The 15,178-nt window shown below is 47.8% G+C and carries 15 protein-coding genes; all 15 read right to left on the minus strand.

Annotated elements, in window-relative coordinates; genetic code table 11:
* Nucleotides 1-3 precede the first annotated feature (3 nt).
* Nucleotides 4-1,020: a UDP-glucose 4-epimerase GalE gene (galE, locus tag BM300_RS17185; RefSeq protein ID WP_092345775.1), complete on the minus strand. Its 1,017-nt coding sequence runs from the start codon at nt 1,018-1,020 to the stop codon at nt 4-6.
* Nucleotides 1,017-2,210, minus strand: a complete 1,194-nt coding sequence (locus BM300_RS30400; protein ID WP_139197671.1) for a hypothetical protein — start codon at nt 2,208-2,210, stop codon at nt 1,017-1,019. Before BM300_RS30400 ends, galE begins: the two co-directional genes overlap by 4 nt.
* Nucleotides 2,200-3,114, minus strand: coding sequence for a polysialyltransferase family glycosyltransferase (locus BM300_RS30405; RefSeq protein WP_139197670.1), 915 nt, complete (start codon nt 3,112-3,114; stop codon nt 2,200-2,202). Before BM300_RS30405 ends, BM300_RS30400 begins: the two co-directional genes overlap by 11 nt.
* Nucleotides 3,115-3,238: 124 nt before the next feature.
* Nucleotides 3,239-4,291, minus strand: coding sequence for a pseudaminic acid synthase (pseI, locus tag BM300_RS17200; RefSeq protein ID WP_092345769.1), 1,053 nt, complete (start codon nt 4,289-4,291; stop codon nt 3,239-3,241).
* Nucleotides 4,292-4,294: 3 nt separating this feature from the next.
* On the minus strand, nt 4,295-4,849 hold the full coding sequence (pseH, locus tag BM300_RS17205) for a UDP-4-amino-4,6-dideoxy-N-acetyl-beta-L-altrosamine N-acetyltransferase (protein WP_170862068.1): 555 nt from the start codon (nt 4,847-4,849) through the stop codon (nt 4,295-4,297).
* Between the two features lie 8 nt (nt 4,850-4,857).
* Nucleotides 4,858-5,967 (minus strand): UDP-2,4-diacetamido-2,4,6-trideoxy-beta-L-altropyranose hydrolase, encoded by a 1,110-nt coding sequence (gene pseG, locus BM300_RS17210; RefSeq protein WP_092345767.1) that lies wholly within the window; start codon nt 5,965-5,967, stop codon nt 4,858-4,860.
* A gap of 5 nt (nt 5,968-5,972) precedes the next feature.
* Complete coding sequence (gene pseF / locus BM300_RS17215) at nt 5,973-6,674, minus strand: pseudaminic acid cytidylyltransferase (RefSeq protein ID WP_092345765.1); 702 nt, start codon at nt 6,672-6,674, stop codon at nt 5,973-5,975.
* Entirely contained in the window at nt 6,671-7,831 is a 1,161-nt protein-coding gene (gene pseC / locus BM300_RS17220; protein ID WP_092345763.1) for a UDP-4-amino-4,6-dideoxy-N-acetyl-beta-L-altrosamine transaminase, read from the minus strand. The genes pseF and pseC overlap by 4 nt, the downstream gene beginning before the upstream one ends.
* A gap of 3 nt (nt 7,832-7,834) precedes the next feature.
* Nucleotides 7,835-8,833, minus strand: coding sequence for a UDP-N-acetylglucosamine 4,6-dehydratase (inverting) (gene pseB, locus BM300_RS17225; RefSeq protein WP_092345761.1), 999 nt, complete (start codon nt 8,831-8,833; stop codon nt 7,835-7,837).
* A 32-nt stretch (nt 8,834-8,865) separates the two neighbouring features.
* Nucleotides 8,866-10,122, minus strand: a complete 1,257-nt coding sequence (locus BM300_RS17230) for a lipopolysaccharide biosynthesis protein (RefSeq protein WP_092345759.1) — start codon at nt 10,120-10,122, stop codon at nt 8,866-8,868.
* A 900-nt stretch (nt 10,123-11,022) separates the two neighbouring features.
* Nucleotides 11,023-12,066 (minus strand): LPS O-antigen chain length determinant protein WzzB, encoded by a 1,044-nt coding sequence (locus BM300_RS17240; protein ID WP_092345755.1) that lies wholly within the window; start codon nt 12,064-12,066, stop codon nt 11,023-11,025.
* A 179-nt stretch (nt 12,067-12,245) separates the two neighbouring features.
* Nucleotides 12,246-12,470 (minus strand): lipopolysaccharide assembly protein LapA domain-containing protein, encoded by a 225-nt coding sequence (locus BM300_RS17245; RefSeq protein ID WP_092222894.1) that lies wholly within the window; start codon nt 12,468-12,470, stop codon nt 12,246-12,248.
* A gap of 26 nt (nt 12,471-12,496) precedes the next feature.
* Nucleotides 12,497-12,793: an integration host factor subunit beta gene (gene ihfB / locus BM300_RS17250; RefSeq protein ID WP_003199243.1), complete on the minus strand. Its 297-nt coding sequence runs from the start codon at nt 12,791-12,793 to the stop codon at nt 12,497-12,499.
* A gap of 136 nt (nt 12,794-12,929) precedes the next feature.
* Nucleotides 12,930-13,208 carry a hypothetical protein gene (locus BM300_RS17255; protein WP_013692555.1) on the minus strand — a complete coding sequence of 93 codons (279 nt, stop codon included), beginning with the start codon at nt 13,206-13,208 and terminating at the stop codon, nt 12,930-12,932.
* Between the two features lie 227 nt (nt 13,209-13,435).
* Entirely contained in the window at nt 13,436-15,130 is a 1,695-nt protein-coding gene (gene rpsA / locus BM300_RS17260) for a 30S ribosomal protein S1 (protein ID WP_014337228.1), read from the minus strand.
* Nucleotides 15,131-15,178: the final 48 nt, after the last annotated feature.

The raw sequence follows: 15,178 nt of genomic DNA on the forward strand, positions 1-15,178 counted from the left end.
AGTTCATCCTTCGTATCCGTCAGGGCTATTAAGCTGCCATCGCCAAGTATCTTCTACCATTTTTTCTAATCCATACTCAGCGCGCCAAGAGAGCTCAACTTCGGCTTTTGTAGTATCCGCCCAGCAAGCTGCTATATCACCCAAACGACGCGGCATGATCTTGATGGGTATCGTTTTTCCACATACTTTCTCAAAAGCCCTAACAACTTGCATCACGGAGTAACCAACACCAGTGCCAAGATTCCAAACATGCTTTCCTACATGACCATCCAGATATACCAGAGCTGCAAGATGTCCTCTCACAAGGTCAACAACATGAATATAATCCCGAACACCGGTGCCGTCAGGTGTCAGATAATCATCACCATACACAGACAACTCAGATAATTTACCAACAGCAACTTGGCTTAGATAAGGAAGCAAATTATTAGGTGTACCATTAGGAGCCTCCCCTATAAGACCACTTTCATGAGCACCGATTGGATTAAAATATCTAAGGATAGCAATTGACCATCGAGGATCCGAAACAGCAACATCAGCTAGTATATTTTCAACAAATAGCTTTGAGCGACCGTATGGATTACTTGGACTGTTAGCAAATGAAGACTCTATAATTGGATTTTCTTTGGGGTCACCATAGACAGTCGCCGAGGAACTGAATACAAGGCAAAAAACATTAGCTTTTGCCATTGCCTTAAATAGCACTATGCTGCCATACACATTATTATCATAGTAAAGAATCGGATCACAGACACTTTGCCCTACAGCTTTAAGACCCGCAAAATGTGCGACTTTATCTATAGCATACTCTGAAAAAATCTGGTCCAGCAGTTGAGCATCTCGAACATCGCCCTCTATAAAAATCGGCTCTTTCCCAGACAACAAGCAAACTCTTTCAATAACTGCTTGAACGCTATTTGATAAATTATCCAGCACCACAACATCATACCCGGAAAGCAGGAGTTCAAGGACGAAGTGCGACCCTATATAACCCGTTCCGCCGGTCACTAGCACTCTCATAATCCCTCCTGCCTTGAAGTTCTAGCGCCATGAGAGCAAAGCCCTGCAACAGCCCGAAGAACTAGTATCGCCACAAAATAAAGATAAAAATCAAAACCACCAAAGCTATTGACAAACGGAAGCAGAAAGATAGAAAGGAGAACAACCAACATTGATCCGACCCCCAAAAATCTCGCTGACCTCAACACCACTCCATAAACCATCCCCAAGAACATCATAAACGCTATCGAAAAATATCCAAAGGCATTATAAGCAGTTCCCGCCATAGTATAGTACATACCAGGCCTAATAACTTCCTGAGTTTGATCAAGAAATTTAGCAAAATGAGGAAGCACTATAACAACATCAGAAAACCAGCCATCAAAACTACCAAACATATAAGAAAACTCAAAAAAACCGTGCGCTAGATATTGATTAGCCTGAAGAAAAGGAAATATAACCAATAGAGCATTTCCTTCGCCCGCTAACGTATCAATCCAACCTGAGTATGGAACAAAAAAAGCATAGCCCAGAGAGCTAACCGAAACAAGCATTGACTGCATATCTACTTCTCTACCCGCAAGGGAGATAAATCTAAAAACAAATAGCAGACCAGACAACAAAACCAAAACTGGCAATACAAAAATAAATTTCTTAAAACTGAAATAACGCCCTAATAACATAACCAATGCAACCAGCACTACACCACGCGACCCTGAAGCAAGAAGATCAAAAAATATGAGAGCCACCATAATCATGGGAACAATCTTAATTTTCATCCCTGCTAATGATTTGGCTCGTTGCAAATATGCATCCATGCTAACAAAAAAGAAAGGCAGCAAGAAGGAACCAAGAAAGGAAAAAATATTAGTCCCAGCCTTCCGAGCCTCCCTGTAACTTTCAATAGAAAAGTAATTATCTACTGGTCGAAAATAAAATCGGTCCACAACTCGAAACAGAAACGTAAGCAACAAAAAAAATATAAATAACTGAAAAAAAATCGAAACCCCAGCATCACGCCGCTTATTATCAGCAGGCATATCAACAACAACCATTGAGATATAAAAAACCAGATACGAGCAAAAAAAATACAAACAATATCCAATGCCAACACTCTCATAGTTCGGCTCAATTAACGGCGAAAACATGGCAGAAAAAAAAACAAACCAAGAACATAGAATCGCTTTAACCAAGCTCTTATCAATTTTCAACACACAACACCTCTGCCCCTATCAACTCCATTAGTGGTGCCACCCCTGAAAACAGCAGGCTAGCTTGGGCATTACCCAAGCAATATATCTTTGCTTTTTTTGAGTATGCTCTAACCACTATTGATGCCGAAGAATAAAAAGAATACATTTCTGTAATATTTTTACGCGCAACAAAGCACTCAAAACTATCATCAATACAGCACGCCCAGTCAGCCTCTCCAAGCATCGCTGACAATGACGTTTCCCTAGATGGATGTGGCTTATAGTAGAACTTTAATTGCGACCCTAAACACTTAAGTTTAAAGTACTCAAAAATCTTAATAGCATCATAATAACTCAATATCGCTGGCGTACTATCAAGAAACACAACTACGGACTCATGTGAACCATCTATAGAGTCGAATTCATTTTCAGGCAGCGCAATGTTAGTTATTTTAACTTTAAAATCATCTTCACACTCAGCAAATAGCTTTGGGTATAAACAATAGTATTGCTCAATATCTGCTGAAATCAATACATCTCTGTATCCAACCCCGGCCCTCAACAGAACACTTATTTTTTTTGACAACGTCGAGTAAAATGTCGCGATCAATCCACTCGGAGCCATTGAGTTATTATAGTAAGCGATGCCATCATCATATAATGAGACTTTTCTACCAATATAGATAAACAGCGAAAACCATAAATTGTATGGGTGCGAAACGACAACGTGTGACTTACGATCAATCAAACAGCGAGCGAGCATAATCAGCCCACTGCAACGCCCTTTCAGCCACACTCGCCAGTCTTTAGTATCGCCGCGCCGCCTCAAATCAATAATGCTGTAAAGCTCAGGGGGCCAGTTTTTACTAAACGCCTCAGCAAGAAGAAGGTGAAAATTAGTCACACACACAATATATTTCATATACTCCCGTTGCTCCCTTAAACGCTATCCCGGCTGTCGAAAAGTAAGCGAACGAGGGAGCAGGTACCTCCTATACAACTTACAGCTATTCGAGCCAGCATGATAACTACTCATTCTAAATTCTTTATTTGCCTATCTGTGCCGCCAAAACCGGAGTATTTTTTTGTACATCGCACAATAGAACTTTGCCACATACTTCCAGATAGTGTTTCGGAGCCAAACCAAATCCCGGTCTTACGCTTCGAATAGACTCTGGGGTTATAACCTCACCCGCCTTCAATGTTTTTACAAAATATAAAGAACGCCTAAACTGTACATTTCCCTGCTCGCTGGACTTCCTCCCATAATCAACCTTTCCCAATGCAGCCCATGCTGTTTTACTGTCTTGGCACAAAGCAGCAAGCTCTGTTGGCTCCAGTGAAAAACTGTCATCAGGCCCGCCACCGCTTCGATCAAGAGTGAAGTGTTTTTCAATGATTGATGCGCCCAACGCAACGCTGGTTATAGCAGTAGTGTTATCTAATGTATGATCGGATAAGCCTGTTACCAAACCATGACGCTGAATCATATCGGGTATAGTTCGTAGATTATAATCATGCGCAGGGGCGGGATAACCACTAACGCAGTGGAGGATTGCCAGTTCTTTACAACCGCCGTCTCGAGCGGCTTCAATAGCCTCGGTTATCTCCTGACTATCGGCCATGCCGGTGGAGATAATCATCGGCTTCCCGGTGCTTGCAACATATTTGATCAGTGGCAAGTCAACCGCTTCAAAAGATGCGATTTTATAAGCTGGAGTGCCTAAACTTTCCAGAAGGTCTACAGCAGTAGTATCAAACGGAGAACTAAAAATAGTAATCCCCAGTTTTTTTGCGTATTCAAACAATGGAGCATGCCATTCCCAGGGCATTTGTGCTTCCAAATAAAGCTCGTACAAAGACCTACCGTCCCACAATCCGCCCTTTATCTGAAACTCTGGCGCATCGGAATCAAGAGTAATTGTATCTGCCGTGTAAGTTTGCAACTTAACCGCATCAGCGCCAGCTTTTTTAGCGACCTCGATTAAATTTAATGCAGTATCTAGTTTCCCATTATGATTTGCGGAAAGCTCTGCGATAACATAAGGTGAATGCGCGACGCCTATTTTTCGTCCAGCAATAGAAATTTCCGGATTCATTTTTCAACCTCTAGACAATTTAATCAGTTTTTCATACATAAATGACCTATGGGCCTCCCACTCCTCAGAGAGAATACCAAGTTTATATATATCAACATATTCACCATCAACCAAATGATGCTCGCGAAGCACACCTTCAATTTTAAAATTAAATTTCTGATGAAGCTTTATTACAGCCGAATTAAATTCTAAAACCTCACATGCCAGCTTATGTAAGCCCATATTGTGAAATGCATAGTCCAAAGCAAGAAACTCCATTTTGCTTCCCGTTCCTTTTGGGGCATCAGGAGCAGCATAGAACGCCCAAGATGAGATAGAGCTAATAACATCGATATTATTGAAAGCTACGATCCCCGTTGGTCTTCCATTGATTTCATACATAAAATACAGCTGATCGTCGCAGTGCTGGACTCGTTCCCACCAAGCCAAATGCTCCTTGAGGGCTATCTCATGCCTTGTATACATATTAGCTCGAACATTGGGTGCATTCCGCCAAGCAAGCATCAACTCGAGCTCATCGGTATTGATTTTACGAAGTTGACCGAATATTTCCATCATCACACCCATCAATGGTATTTAAATTCAGCTATAGTATTTAATAGGTGCTCGCAACCGGCCCCATCGGTGATTAGCCTCGAAGACTCACTTAATGACCTCAAGAACTGCGAATCCTTTACTACACAATCAACCGCTCGAGCAAGTTGTGAAACGATTCTGGTACCTGACGATATCATTAAGACTGCTTTAGCGCTCGCTAACAAACTAGCTGCAAATCTTTGATTTTCTGCTAGCACTACCATAATAGTAGGAATCCCAAGACAACAACGTTCCCATGATGTCGCTCCTGCCGCGCCAATGGAAAGATCGCTTTCAGCCATTAACTGTGCCATATCACCGACGTTCACCTTAACTTCAGTATGCCATGGCATCGTACTCGCTAAATGCTGAATATCATTCAACCAAGGAGCAACTGCGCCCATCACTACAGTGATGCGGCAGCTTTTGGGCAGACCAGATACTTTCAATCCTTCCAACACTGACCGCGTCACATTGTCTTTATCAACCCCTCCCAAGGTAACCAATACCGATTCGAGCTTGTAGAAATTTCTTCGTTTCAAACTATACGGTCGTAATATTGAGAACTCAGGACGAAGCAATGCGTACTTGGAACCGCACAAGACAATGCAATTAGAAGGTACTCGTAAACAGTAATCGATGGCCTCACGCCCAAAGGTTTGGTCCAGCAAGATATCACTAACATGATTCCGATCAGCCAAATCGTCTATGACCAAGAGCTTAAGGTCATTTTTTTTGAGCTTTAGCTCCCACGTTATATCCAATGCATAGTGGTCAACGACTAACCAGTTGGGCTGCAACAGCTCAAGTATCCTTCCACTTTGCTCGGCATCTAGCTCTTGGGAAACCCCGAGCCAAGCAAAATGCCGAGGATTATCACTCTGCGAGTTTAGTGAAGAGTCGAGTTCTTTATCTGAAGCCAATACATGAACGTTGAAACCTTTGGCGCGTATGACTTCTAGAAGGTTTCCCGGATGCTCTCGACAAATAAAGTGGCACTCAGCCCCTTTCTTCCTCAGCGCCTCCGCCAACGTCAGACAACGCATGACGTGCCCACTGCCAATTTGCAGAGAAGCGTCGACCCGGAATACAACCTTCATGTCTTTCACTTCTGACCTGACTCAGCTTGAAATGCTCTGTATAACCATTCGGCGCGAATCCAGTCTTCGGGTGTATCGATATCTTGCACACGGTGACGCGGTAATAAAACCGCACTGGACTCATGGCTGAAGATCATTCTCCCTTCCAGCCAGGCGCTTGCCTGTCCCCAGTAGAATTGGCCAGCGTCATGATAGCTTTCTTCAAGGTCTTGAGAACGGGCGTTGAAATGTTCAGGGTTGAACATTTCAACGTGCCCCGCTTCCGTCAGGCGAATCGCCCGTTGTATCGGAAATGCGTAGCTGGTCACCGAAAAGGCGTACTGGCTACCGGTTTTTTCAAGGATATCCAAGCCACGACACAAATCTTCCGGGCTAACGAACGGTGCGGTTGCATACAAACAGCATACTTGGCGGACATCAAACCCATCAGCCCTACACCATTCGATGGCCTGCTGAATCACCGGTATGGTCCCGGTGTAATCATCAGACAATTCCGCAGGACGCATGAACGGAACACTGGCCCCGTATTCGCGGGCTACTTCAGCAATTTCCTGATCGTCGGTAGAGACAATGACTTGATCAAAGCATCCACTTTGCAACGCAGCTTCGATTGACCAAGCAATCATCGGCTTACCGCAAAACGCCTTGATGTTTTTTCGCGGTATTCGCTTGCTGCCTCCCCGGGCAGGAATGACGGCCAGTTTCATCGTTGCAGAGCCTTGGTGATGGCGCTAACTACTTGGTCCTGCTGTTCATTGCTCATCGTCTGGAACATCGGGATGCTAATTGCCTCGCGGTAGTAAGCTTGCGACATCGGAAAATCCTCAGGCTTGAAGCCCATCTGCGCGTAGTAAGGCTGGGTGTGAACCGGAATGTAATGCAGGTTCACGCCAATCCCTTGCTCACGTAGCGATTCAAACACCTGGCGATGAGTCTTGCTGATTTTATCCAGTTGCAAACGAATCACATAAAGATGTAAGCCTGAGTAGCTGTCGGCGTGTTGCCAAGGGACAGTGACAGGTAAAGTCGCCAATAGGTCGTTGTAACGCGCAGCCAACTGATGACGGCGAGCGACGTATTGATCCAGACGCTCCATCTGACTAACGCCCAAGGCAGCTTGCAGTTCAGTCATTCGGTAGTTGAAGCCCAGATCAATCTGCTGGTAATACCAGGGACCATCCGACTCATGAGTCATCTGTTGCGCATCCCGGGTAATGCCGTGGCTACGCAGCAGAGCCATTTTATTGGCTAGCTCGACGTCGTTGGTCAAAGCCATGCCGCCTTCAGCGGTGGTAATGATCTTTACCGGGTGGAAACTGAGTACCGTAATGTCACTGTACTTTCCGTTCCCGATAAATTCGCCTTGGTATTTGCCGCCGATGGCGTGGGAGGCATCCTCTATGACTTTGAACCCGTAGCGCTGGGCTAACCCGTGGATCGCTTGCATGTCGCAGGGCTGACCGCAGAGATGGACCACCACGACCACTTTGGGCAACGCATTTGCTCGTTCGGCCTGCTCCAACTTGCGCTCCAGCGCCAGGGGGCAAAGATTGTAGGTACGTGGATCTATATCCACGAAATCAACCTGCGCTCCGCAGTACAATCCGCAGTTGGCAGAAGCCACAAAGGTAATGGGGCTTGTCCACAAACGGTCACCTGGGCCGAGACCCAGTGCAAGACAAGCGATATGCAGCGCAGACGTTGCGCTGTTCACCGCCAGCGCATGGCTGGCACCCACATGCTGAGCAACTTGCTGTTCGAAGCGGGGCACCATAGGGCCCTGGGTGAGGAAGTCGGATTGCAACACCCCAATCACCGCATCAATGTCAGCTTGGGTTATGTCCTGGCGACCGTAGGGGATCATGTATCAGATACTCCCGATCTTGGCTTCGTTGAGGGTAATCCAGCTTTTCAGATCTTCGTCGCTCATCCACTCAGTGTTGTTGTCACTAGCGTAAACGAAGCCTTCAGGAACCTTCTTGCCGTCTTTAATGCGTTTTGGGCAGGTTGCCCATTCGTTGATAACCGGCAGAATTTTAAAGTGCTCAGGGTATTCGTACGTGTAGTAGGAATCTTCGGCGCTGATCATCTGCTCATGCAATTTTTCGCCAGGACGAATGCCGACGATCTTTTGAGTGGCCTCTGGTGCAACAACGCGAGCAAGGTCTGTCACTTTCATCGACGGAATTTTCTTCACATAGATCTCACCGCCTTCCATATCTTCGAAGGCATGCCAGACCAGTTCGACGCCCTCTTCCAGGGAGATCATGAAACGAGTCATGCGTTCATCGGTGATCGGTAATTCACCTTTGTCCTTGATCGACATGAAGAAGGGGATGACTGAACCGCGCGACCCCATCACGTTGCCATAACGTACTACTGCCATGCGGGTTTCGTGACCGCCGGCGTAGGAGTTACCGGCAACAAACAGCTTATCGGACGCCAACTTGGTGGCACCGTACAGGTTGATCGGGCTGCTGGCCTTGTCGGTGGACAATGCGACAACGCGCTTGATGCCTTTGTCGATGCAGGCATCGATCAGGTTCATCGCGCCGTTGATGTTGGTCTTGATGCACTCGAAGGGGTTGTATTCCGCGGTTGGCACGATTTTGGTCGCCGCTGCGTGAACCACATAATCAACACCGTCCAATGCCCGGTACAAGCGCTCCTTGTCGCGGACGTCGCCGATGAAGAATCGAACGCGAGAATCACCCTCGAATTTTTTCGCCATGTCCCATTGCTTCATTTCATCTCGGGAAAAGATGATGATCTTTTTCGGGTTGTATTTGGCCAGGGTCATTGGCACAAACGTGTTACCAAAAGAGCCGGTACCACCGGTGATGAGAATGGTTTTATTGGTGAACATTGACGCGTCCCTTGGTTGCTTCCTGCACGATGTCAGGATTGAAATAAACGGTAAGGTGCTGGCGTGAGGCGATAGAAACTCCACGATTTCCAACACAAAACGACAAAGAAACTGGCGCACAGCCCTAACGGTACCGCTAGGTGAGGACAGGTTTGCGCAAAACTCCAGGTCGCCAGAATAAAAATAATCAAACCGGCTACGTGACTACGAATGATCGGTCGATCACGACCTTGGGCATATAATCCATAGTGGGGAATCATTCCCAGAGCGTAGAGCACCGTAGCCAAAAGGATCCAGACGAAAAGTCCCTGCTGCTCACTGTAAAGCGGCTTGCCTAGCCAAGCCAGCAATGGGCCTATCATAACCAGCGCGACTACCGAAAAAGCGCTGCAAAGACCAACGGTCTGCAGCAATAAATTACGTATGCCTTGATGAAAACCGACTGGATCGCGCCGCTGGTAGGCGCTGATCAGCCCTGGATAAATAAATGCAAATACCCCCGCATCCAGAAATGACATCAACGCCATACTGACGCCCATGAACAAGACATAGGCACCTAGTACGTCCAATCCCGCCAAATCCTGGAACCAATAACGGTCCAAGGTGAAAACCCCCCGAATGGCCAAGGTCGCAATCAGCAATGCGGAGGCTACCCTTAATCCCTTGATGATCCAGGTCCAGTCAACATTTTGTCGCCAACCAGATAGCCCCATGCGCTTGACGCGGTATACACCCAGAAAAAGCGCTATCGCCGATCCCAGCGTCCAAGCTCCAAACACCATGTCTAGATTTCGCATATCAGGTTCAACGAACATCAGCCCCGTGATCAAGACGGCCCAGACCCCCGAACGAAAAAACAGTACCAAGCTCGCGAAGAGTTGATCCGAAATCGCAATCAGCAAGCGCCCCAACTCCTGAGTCAGATGCTCAAGTATCAGTAAAACGAAGAACCAACCAATGACCTTCATTGGAAGCAAGCCTTTGATAAAAATCAGGCTAAGCAATGGTAAAAAAATGACGTAGAGCAACAGGGTTAAAGCCCCTTGCGCCTTGAGTAATCCACCCCACTCGTGACGCTCGCGTTTAAGCAATTCACGAGTGCTATAGGTATAAAAATCGAACCCAAGAAAATACAGCGAATAGCCCACTGTCGCGGCCAACAGGCCATAGACGCCTAGCTCGGCCGGATCAAGAAAACGGGCAAGAAAAAAAATCAGCAAAAATTTGCTGACAAGCGTCAAACCACGAATTGCAATATTGGAAAGCTGTAAAAAATTTCGAGCAAGCATTAAATTGGTCTATTCACGTTCGTACCTGATAGCACCTGCATAAAAGCACTTTTAACCTTGTGTTTGATCCTTGACACGCTATCGCTCCAAAATCTCACCTTCGTCTTCCTGAGATCGTAATCATCTATGCCAACGCTCGCTGATTTGCTGTTGGCGATTGAGCATATTTTGACCAGCAACAGGACTCGTTCATACCCCTCCAAGGCCAGAAGCACAGCGTCTATCTCCGCATGATCGCAGTGAAGGACGCGGATGCTTTCTCCAAACGAAAGGGTGTTTCCACATCGAATTTCGATCTTTGTAACAATTGAAAAACCAGCTCATCAGCGACGTGAACTGGCTGCCCACCAAACGCGACTTTTCGAGCGACGCCAAGGCGCAGGCTCTAATTTTTGCCCAGTGGACAATCGTCAGGTTGCCACCCTACTCGATGCGATGACCGAATTGGTCCTTAAGCCAGTAATCAGTCTGAGGAGGCACGATCAGCCTGCGAGTATTATGCCTGCTCTCGAGCAAAATGGCTTTAAGGACCACCCACGTACGTGCGTCAGTGTCCAACCAGGCAATAGGCAGAATATCCGGAGCCCGCTTTCGCCGGGCAGTCTATCTTTTTAGCCACCGAAGCGACCACACACACCGAACTCGAATCCCATCAGAAGACATCAAGTGAGCAGTGCGTGACGTACAAAGCTATCACCTAGTAGCATAAAGCCATCAAGCGCTGACTCTAGCGCGTAGCGTTTTTCTTACATCAAAAAGCCTGCCTGCCCCGGAAAAACACCTAACGCAGACAGGCTTATAAAGCCAAACAGAGATCATTTACTCTTCATGAATTACGACTATCAAATATAACTCATGCCGGATAGATGGCATTCAGCCATGACTGGTTTAGCCACCTCGCTAATCTTCCGAATTGCGACTCAACACAACACGGGCCAAGGCGATGAACCCGCCCAATAACAACCCAGCCACGAACCCCACTATTAGGATCAAGCCCTTCTTAGGCTTTATCGAACTCTCCGGCACCTCAACACTACCATCCTGCCGGTACACTGCAATACTCTCAGGATCGATGTTCAACTTATGATAAAAACTGTACCTCATTTGCAACGACCGTAAATCTTTAATAAAAGCATCATCAGAAGACCTAGACTCCAACGCTTTGATCTCCGCAGCCAACGCCTTGCTCCCCCGCTGGTAATCCATTTTATTACCAGTTTCTACAGTGATATCTACTGCAGCGGTAGAGTTGATAGCCGGTGAGTTTAAACCAATGGACTCAGCAATCTTCAATGCTTCCCGTAGCTGCTGAATCCGATCCTCGCGTACGCGCTGTGCGTTCTCGCGCAAGCTGACAATTTTCTGCTCCAAATTGCGAGCCCTAACCGAAGCTTCAGTCGTGACGTTCTTGATCAACTCCGACTCAGCAGCTTCGCTAGCACGCTGGACATAATCTTTTGCCCATTTCGTGACCTGTATAGGATCTATACCTTGAACGGTAATAGAAAAGCGATCAGGCGTACCTTTACCAAGCCCCTTTATCACCAACTCTCGGGAAAAACGCTCATATAAACGATCAAGCGCACCCTTTCGCTCAACCTCACTAAGTGAAGGAAGATAGACCTCATTAAAAAATTTCTGGCGAAGATATTCACCCTGAAGATTCCGAGCAAATACATCGTAAACATAATTAATGGAATAAATATCCAGCTCCGTACTTTTTCCACGACCATAATTCAGCTCAGCAATATCATTCTGAGTAGGTGGCACGATAAAAAGTTTGGATTCGTAAACAGGCTTACTAAGAAACGCATAGAGGCCTGCACCAACAGTAACCAAAAGAGTGACACTTAGGATCAGCCATTTTTGAGCCCAAAGCCCCTGAGCAAGCTCAACCAGATCAATCTCCTCTGCGTCACGCGCATCAATGCGATCATTTCGCATAAGAAGCCTCGCTTTGCATCAAGCCCGTAGACACATCGAACGTATTCAAAGGCAAGACGGGCAAGGCCGTGTCGGATATAGCGGCAAACTGAGCTAGATTAAATACGAACAAAACGCACCCAAAGTCAGAAAAATTGCAGATAGTGATCCTTACCAAGACTTCCGGGCCACACATCCATTTATTTAAAGCGCCTACGCACCCCTAAAAACCACGCAAGCGACGGCCCGACTATCATACCAGCGAGAAGCGCCAGGATCACGAAAACCGAGACAGGAAGCTGCGGAGCTGACCAACCCAGAAACAGCAATGCCACTGGCTGGTTGTTTTCAAGCACGAACAGGACGATAGCTGAGGCCACGAGCAGCGCAAGTACGACAAGGGTCAAGCGTTTAAAGTTCCGCATATGAACTCCTCTGTTTTAGGGCTCCGTCAGAGCTCATCCCCCTCCTCCTCATTCACACGATCCCTAAGCTCTTTGCCTGGTTTGAAATGAGGAACGAATTTTCCATCAAGGCTGACGGACTGGCCCGTTTTGGGGTTGCGCCCAACCCGCGGAGCGCGGTAGTGCAGGGAGAAGCTGCCGAAACCGCGGATCTCGATGCGATCCCCCGTAGCCAGGCACTGGGACATTTGTTCAAGCATGGTCTTGATGGCTAGCTCCACATCCTTGGATGAGAGTAGCCCTTGATGGGTGACAATTCGTTCGATCAACTCCGACTTCGTCATATTTTTCCCTTCTTTTTCAAGCAGCTAGGAAAATCGCTTGAAAAGGTTTTAGCATGACCGGAGGGATTTGAACAGCCCAAGTATTGACATTCTTCTTGACTCCCCTACCGCCTCTTTGTGCGCAAGCAGGGAGATGCTATCGACAGATGACCAGCATCGTACGAGTCAGATAGCCAGCCGGATTAAAACCAAAGGGGTACTGATCTTCATCCTTCGCGTCGTCGGATCGGGTAATCACCTTGTAGCCAGCCCCCTTACACTCTCTTGCGGCCCTCTTGTGGCACTTCTCCCAACCGGAACCCAACCCCGAGCAGTCGACCTCGATACCACTGACACCACGCACTGCGTGGGTCTTGGCGCTTGTAGAGCAAGCGGCCAGCACCAAGACACTCAACACCAGAAAGAGCTTGTTCATTCAGTTCCTTTAGACAGAGGTCCGGATCGATCATTTATACAAGTCGGAGCCACGCCCTGAATAGATTATTGATCCGCTTCATAAAAGAGACAGCTGGGTTAATGAGTTGGTTTCGCAGCGCCCCGAATGAACGCCATTATCGGCAGGGCTCGGGCAGAGAATCTTGAAATTTCGCAGGCACAAAAAAGGGCGACCGAAGTCGCCCTTTTTCTATGGTCTGACAGAACTCAGTTCTGTTTTTCCATTTGTGCACGCAACAGGTCGCCCAGAGTGGTAGGACCAGCAGCAATGTCAGAGGTAGCTGGCTTGTCGCGCAGGCTCTGGATTGCTTCTTTCTCTTCAGCATCGTCTTTCGACTTGATGGAGAGCTGGATTACGCGGCTCTTGCGGTCAACGCTGATGATCTTGGCTTCTACTTCTTCGCCTTCTTTCAGAACGTTGCGCGCGTCTTCAACGCGGTCACGGCTGATTTCGGAGGCTTTCAGAGTCGCTTCGATATCGTCGGCCAAAGTGATGATGGCGCCTTTGGCGTCAACTTCTTTCACGATGCCCTTAACGATTGCGCCTTTGTCGTTCTCTTGAACGTACTCGGAGAACGGATCGCTTTCCAGTTGCTTGATACCCAGGGAGATACGCTCGCGCTCTGGGTCAACCGACAGGATAACGGTGTCCAGCTCGTCGCCCTTCTTGAAACGACGCACGGCTTCTTCGCCCACTTCGTTCCAGGAGATGTCGGACAGGTGAACCAGGCCGTCGATGCCGCCGTCCAGACCAATGAAGATACCGAAATCGGTGATCGACTTGATGGTGCCGGAGATTTTATCGCCCTTGTTGAACTGGCCAGAGAAGTCTTCCCATGGGTTGGACTTGCACTGCTTGATGCCGAGGGAGATACGACGACGCTCTTCGTCGATGTCCAGAACCATGACTTCCACTTCGTCGCCGACTTGTACGACTTTCGAAGGGTGGATGTTCTTGTTGGTCCAGTCCATTTCGGAAACGTGTACCAGGCCTTCAACGCCTTCTTCCAGCTCAGCGAAGCAGCCGTAGTCGGTCAGGTTGGTAACACGAGCGGTGACGCGGGTGCTTTCTGGGTAACGGGCTTTGATAGCGACCCATGGATCTTCACCCAGTTGCTTGAGGCCCAGGGAAACACGATTGCGCTCGCGATCGTACTTCAGAACCTTGACATCGATCTCGTCGCCAACGTTGACGATTTCCGAAGGATGCTTGATACGCTTCCAGGCCATGTCGGTGATGTGCAGCAGGCCATCGACGCCACCCAGATCGACGAATGCGCCGTAATCGGTGAGGTTCTTGACAATACCCTTGACCTGCTGGCCTTCCTGCAGCGATTCCAGCAGAGCTTCACGCTCGGCGGAGTTCTCGGCTTCCAGGACACTGCGACGGGAAACGACAACGTTGTTGCGCTTCTGGTCCAGCTTGATGACCTTGAATTCCAGCTCTTTGCCTTCCAGGTGCGTGGTATCGCGCACTGGACGGACGTCAACCAGGGAACCTGGCAGGAACGCACGGATGCCGTTAACGTCGACAGTGAAGCCGCCTTTAACCTTACCGTTGATAACGCCCTTGACCACTTCCTCAGCTGCGAAGGCCGCTTCCAGAACGATCCAGCATTCAGCGCGCTTGGCTTTTTCACGGGACAGCTTGGTTTCACCGAAACCATCTTCAACCGAGTCCAGCGCAACGTGAACTTCGTCACCGACGTTGATGTTCAGTTCGCCAGCGTCGTTGTAGAACTGCTCAAGCGGGATCAGCGCTTCAGACTTCAGACCAGCGTGAACGGTTACCCAGCGAGCTTGGTAATCGATATCAACGATAACGCCGGTGATGATGGAGCCTGCCTGAAGGTTCAGGGTTTTCAAGCTTTCTTCAAAGAGTTCCGCAAAGCTTTCGCTCATTTTAATTCCTGTTGATTAGGGCGAAGTAAACGCCCATCTCCACACCCC

The sequence above is a fragment of the Pseudomonas sp. NFACC46-3 genome, from assembly GCF_900114515.1.
Taxonomy (GTDB): Bacteria; Pseudomonadota; Gammaproteobacteria; order Pseudomonadales; family Pseudomonadaceae; genus Aquipseudomonas; species Aquipseudomonas fluorescens_Q.

Bases quoted from the DNA above. Each gene is read 5' to 3' on its own strand.
- galE (WP_092345775.1), bottom strand. From the start codon at position 1,020: ATGAGAGTGCTAGTGACCGGCGGAACGGGTTATATAGGGTCGCACTTC.
- BM300_RS30405 (WP_139197670.1), bottom strand. From the start codon at position 3,114: ATGAAATATATTGTGTGTGTGACTAATTTTCACCTTCTTCTTGCTGAG.
- pseI (WP_092345769.1), bottom strand. From the start codon at position 4,291: ATGAATCCGGAAATTTCTATTGCTGGACGAAAAATAGGCGTCGCGCAT.
- pseH (WP_170862068.1), bottom strand. From the start codon at position 4,849: ATGATGGAAATATTCGGTCAACTTCGTAAAATCAATACCGATGAGCTC.
- pseG (WP_092345767.1), bottom strand. From the start codon at position 5,967: ATGAAGGTTGTATTCCGGGTCGACGCTTCTCTGCAAATTGGCAGTGGG.
- pseF (WP_092345765.1), bottom strand. From the start codon at position 6,674: ATGAAACTGGCCGTCATTCCTGCCCGGGGAGGCAGCAAGCGAATACCG.
- pseC (WP_092345763.1), bottom strand. From the start codon at position 7,831: ATGATCCCCTACGGTCGCCAGGACATAACCCAAGCTGACATTGATGCG.
- pseB (WP_092345761.1), bottom strand. From the start codon at position 8,833: ATGTTCACCAATAAAACCATTCTCATCACCGGTGGTACCGGCTCTTTT.
- BM300_RS17230 (WP_092345759.1), bottom strand. From the start codon at position 10,122: ATGCTTGCTCGAAATTTTTTACAGCTTTCCAATATTGCAATTCGTGGT.
- BM300_RS17240 (WP_092345755.1), bottom strand. From the start codon at position 12,066: ATGCGAAATGATCGCATTGATGCGCGTGACGCAGAGGAGATTGATCTG.
- BM300_RS17245 (WP_092222894.1), bottom strand. From the start codon at position 12,470: ATGCGGAACTTTAAACGCTTGACCCTTGTCGTACTTGCGCTGCTCGTG.
- ihfB (WP_003199243.1), bottom strand. From the start codon at position 12,793: ATGACGAAGTCGGAGTTGATCGAACGAATTGTCACCCATCAAGGGCTA.
- BM300_RS17255 (WP_013692555.1), bottom strand. From the start codon at position 13,208: ATGAACAAGCTCTTTCTGGTGTTGAGTGTCTTGGTGCTGGCCGCTTGC.
- rpsA (WP_014337228.1), bottom strand. From the start codon at position 15,130: ATGAGCGAAAGCTTTGCGGAACTCTTTGAAGAAAGCTTGAAAACCCTG.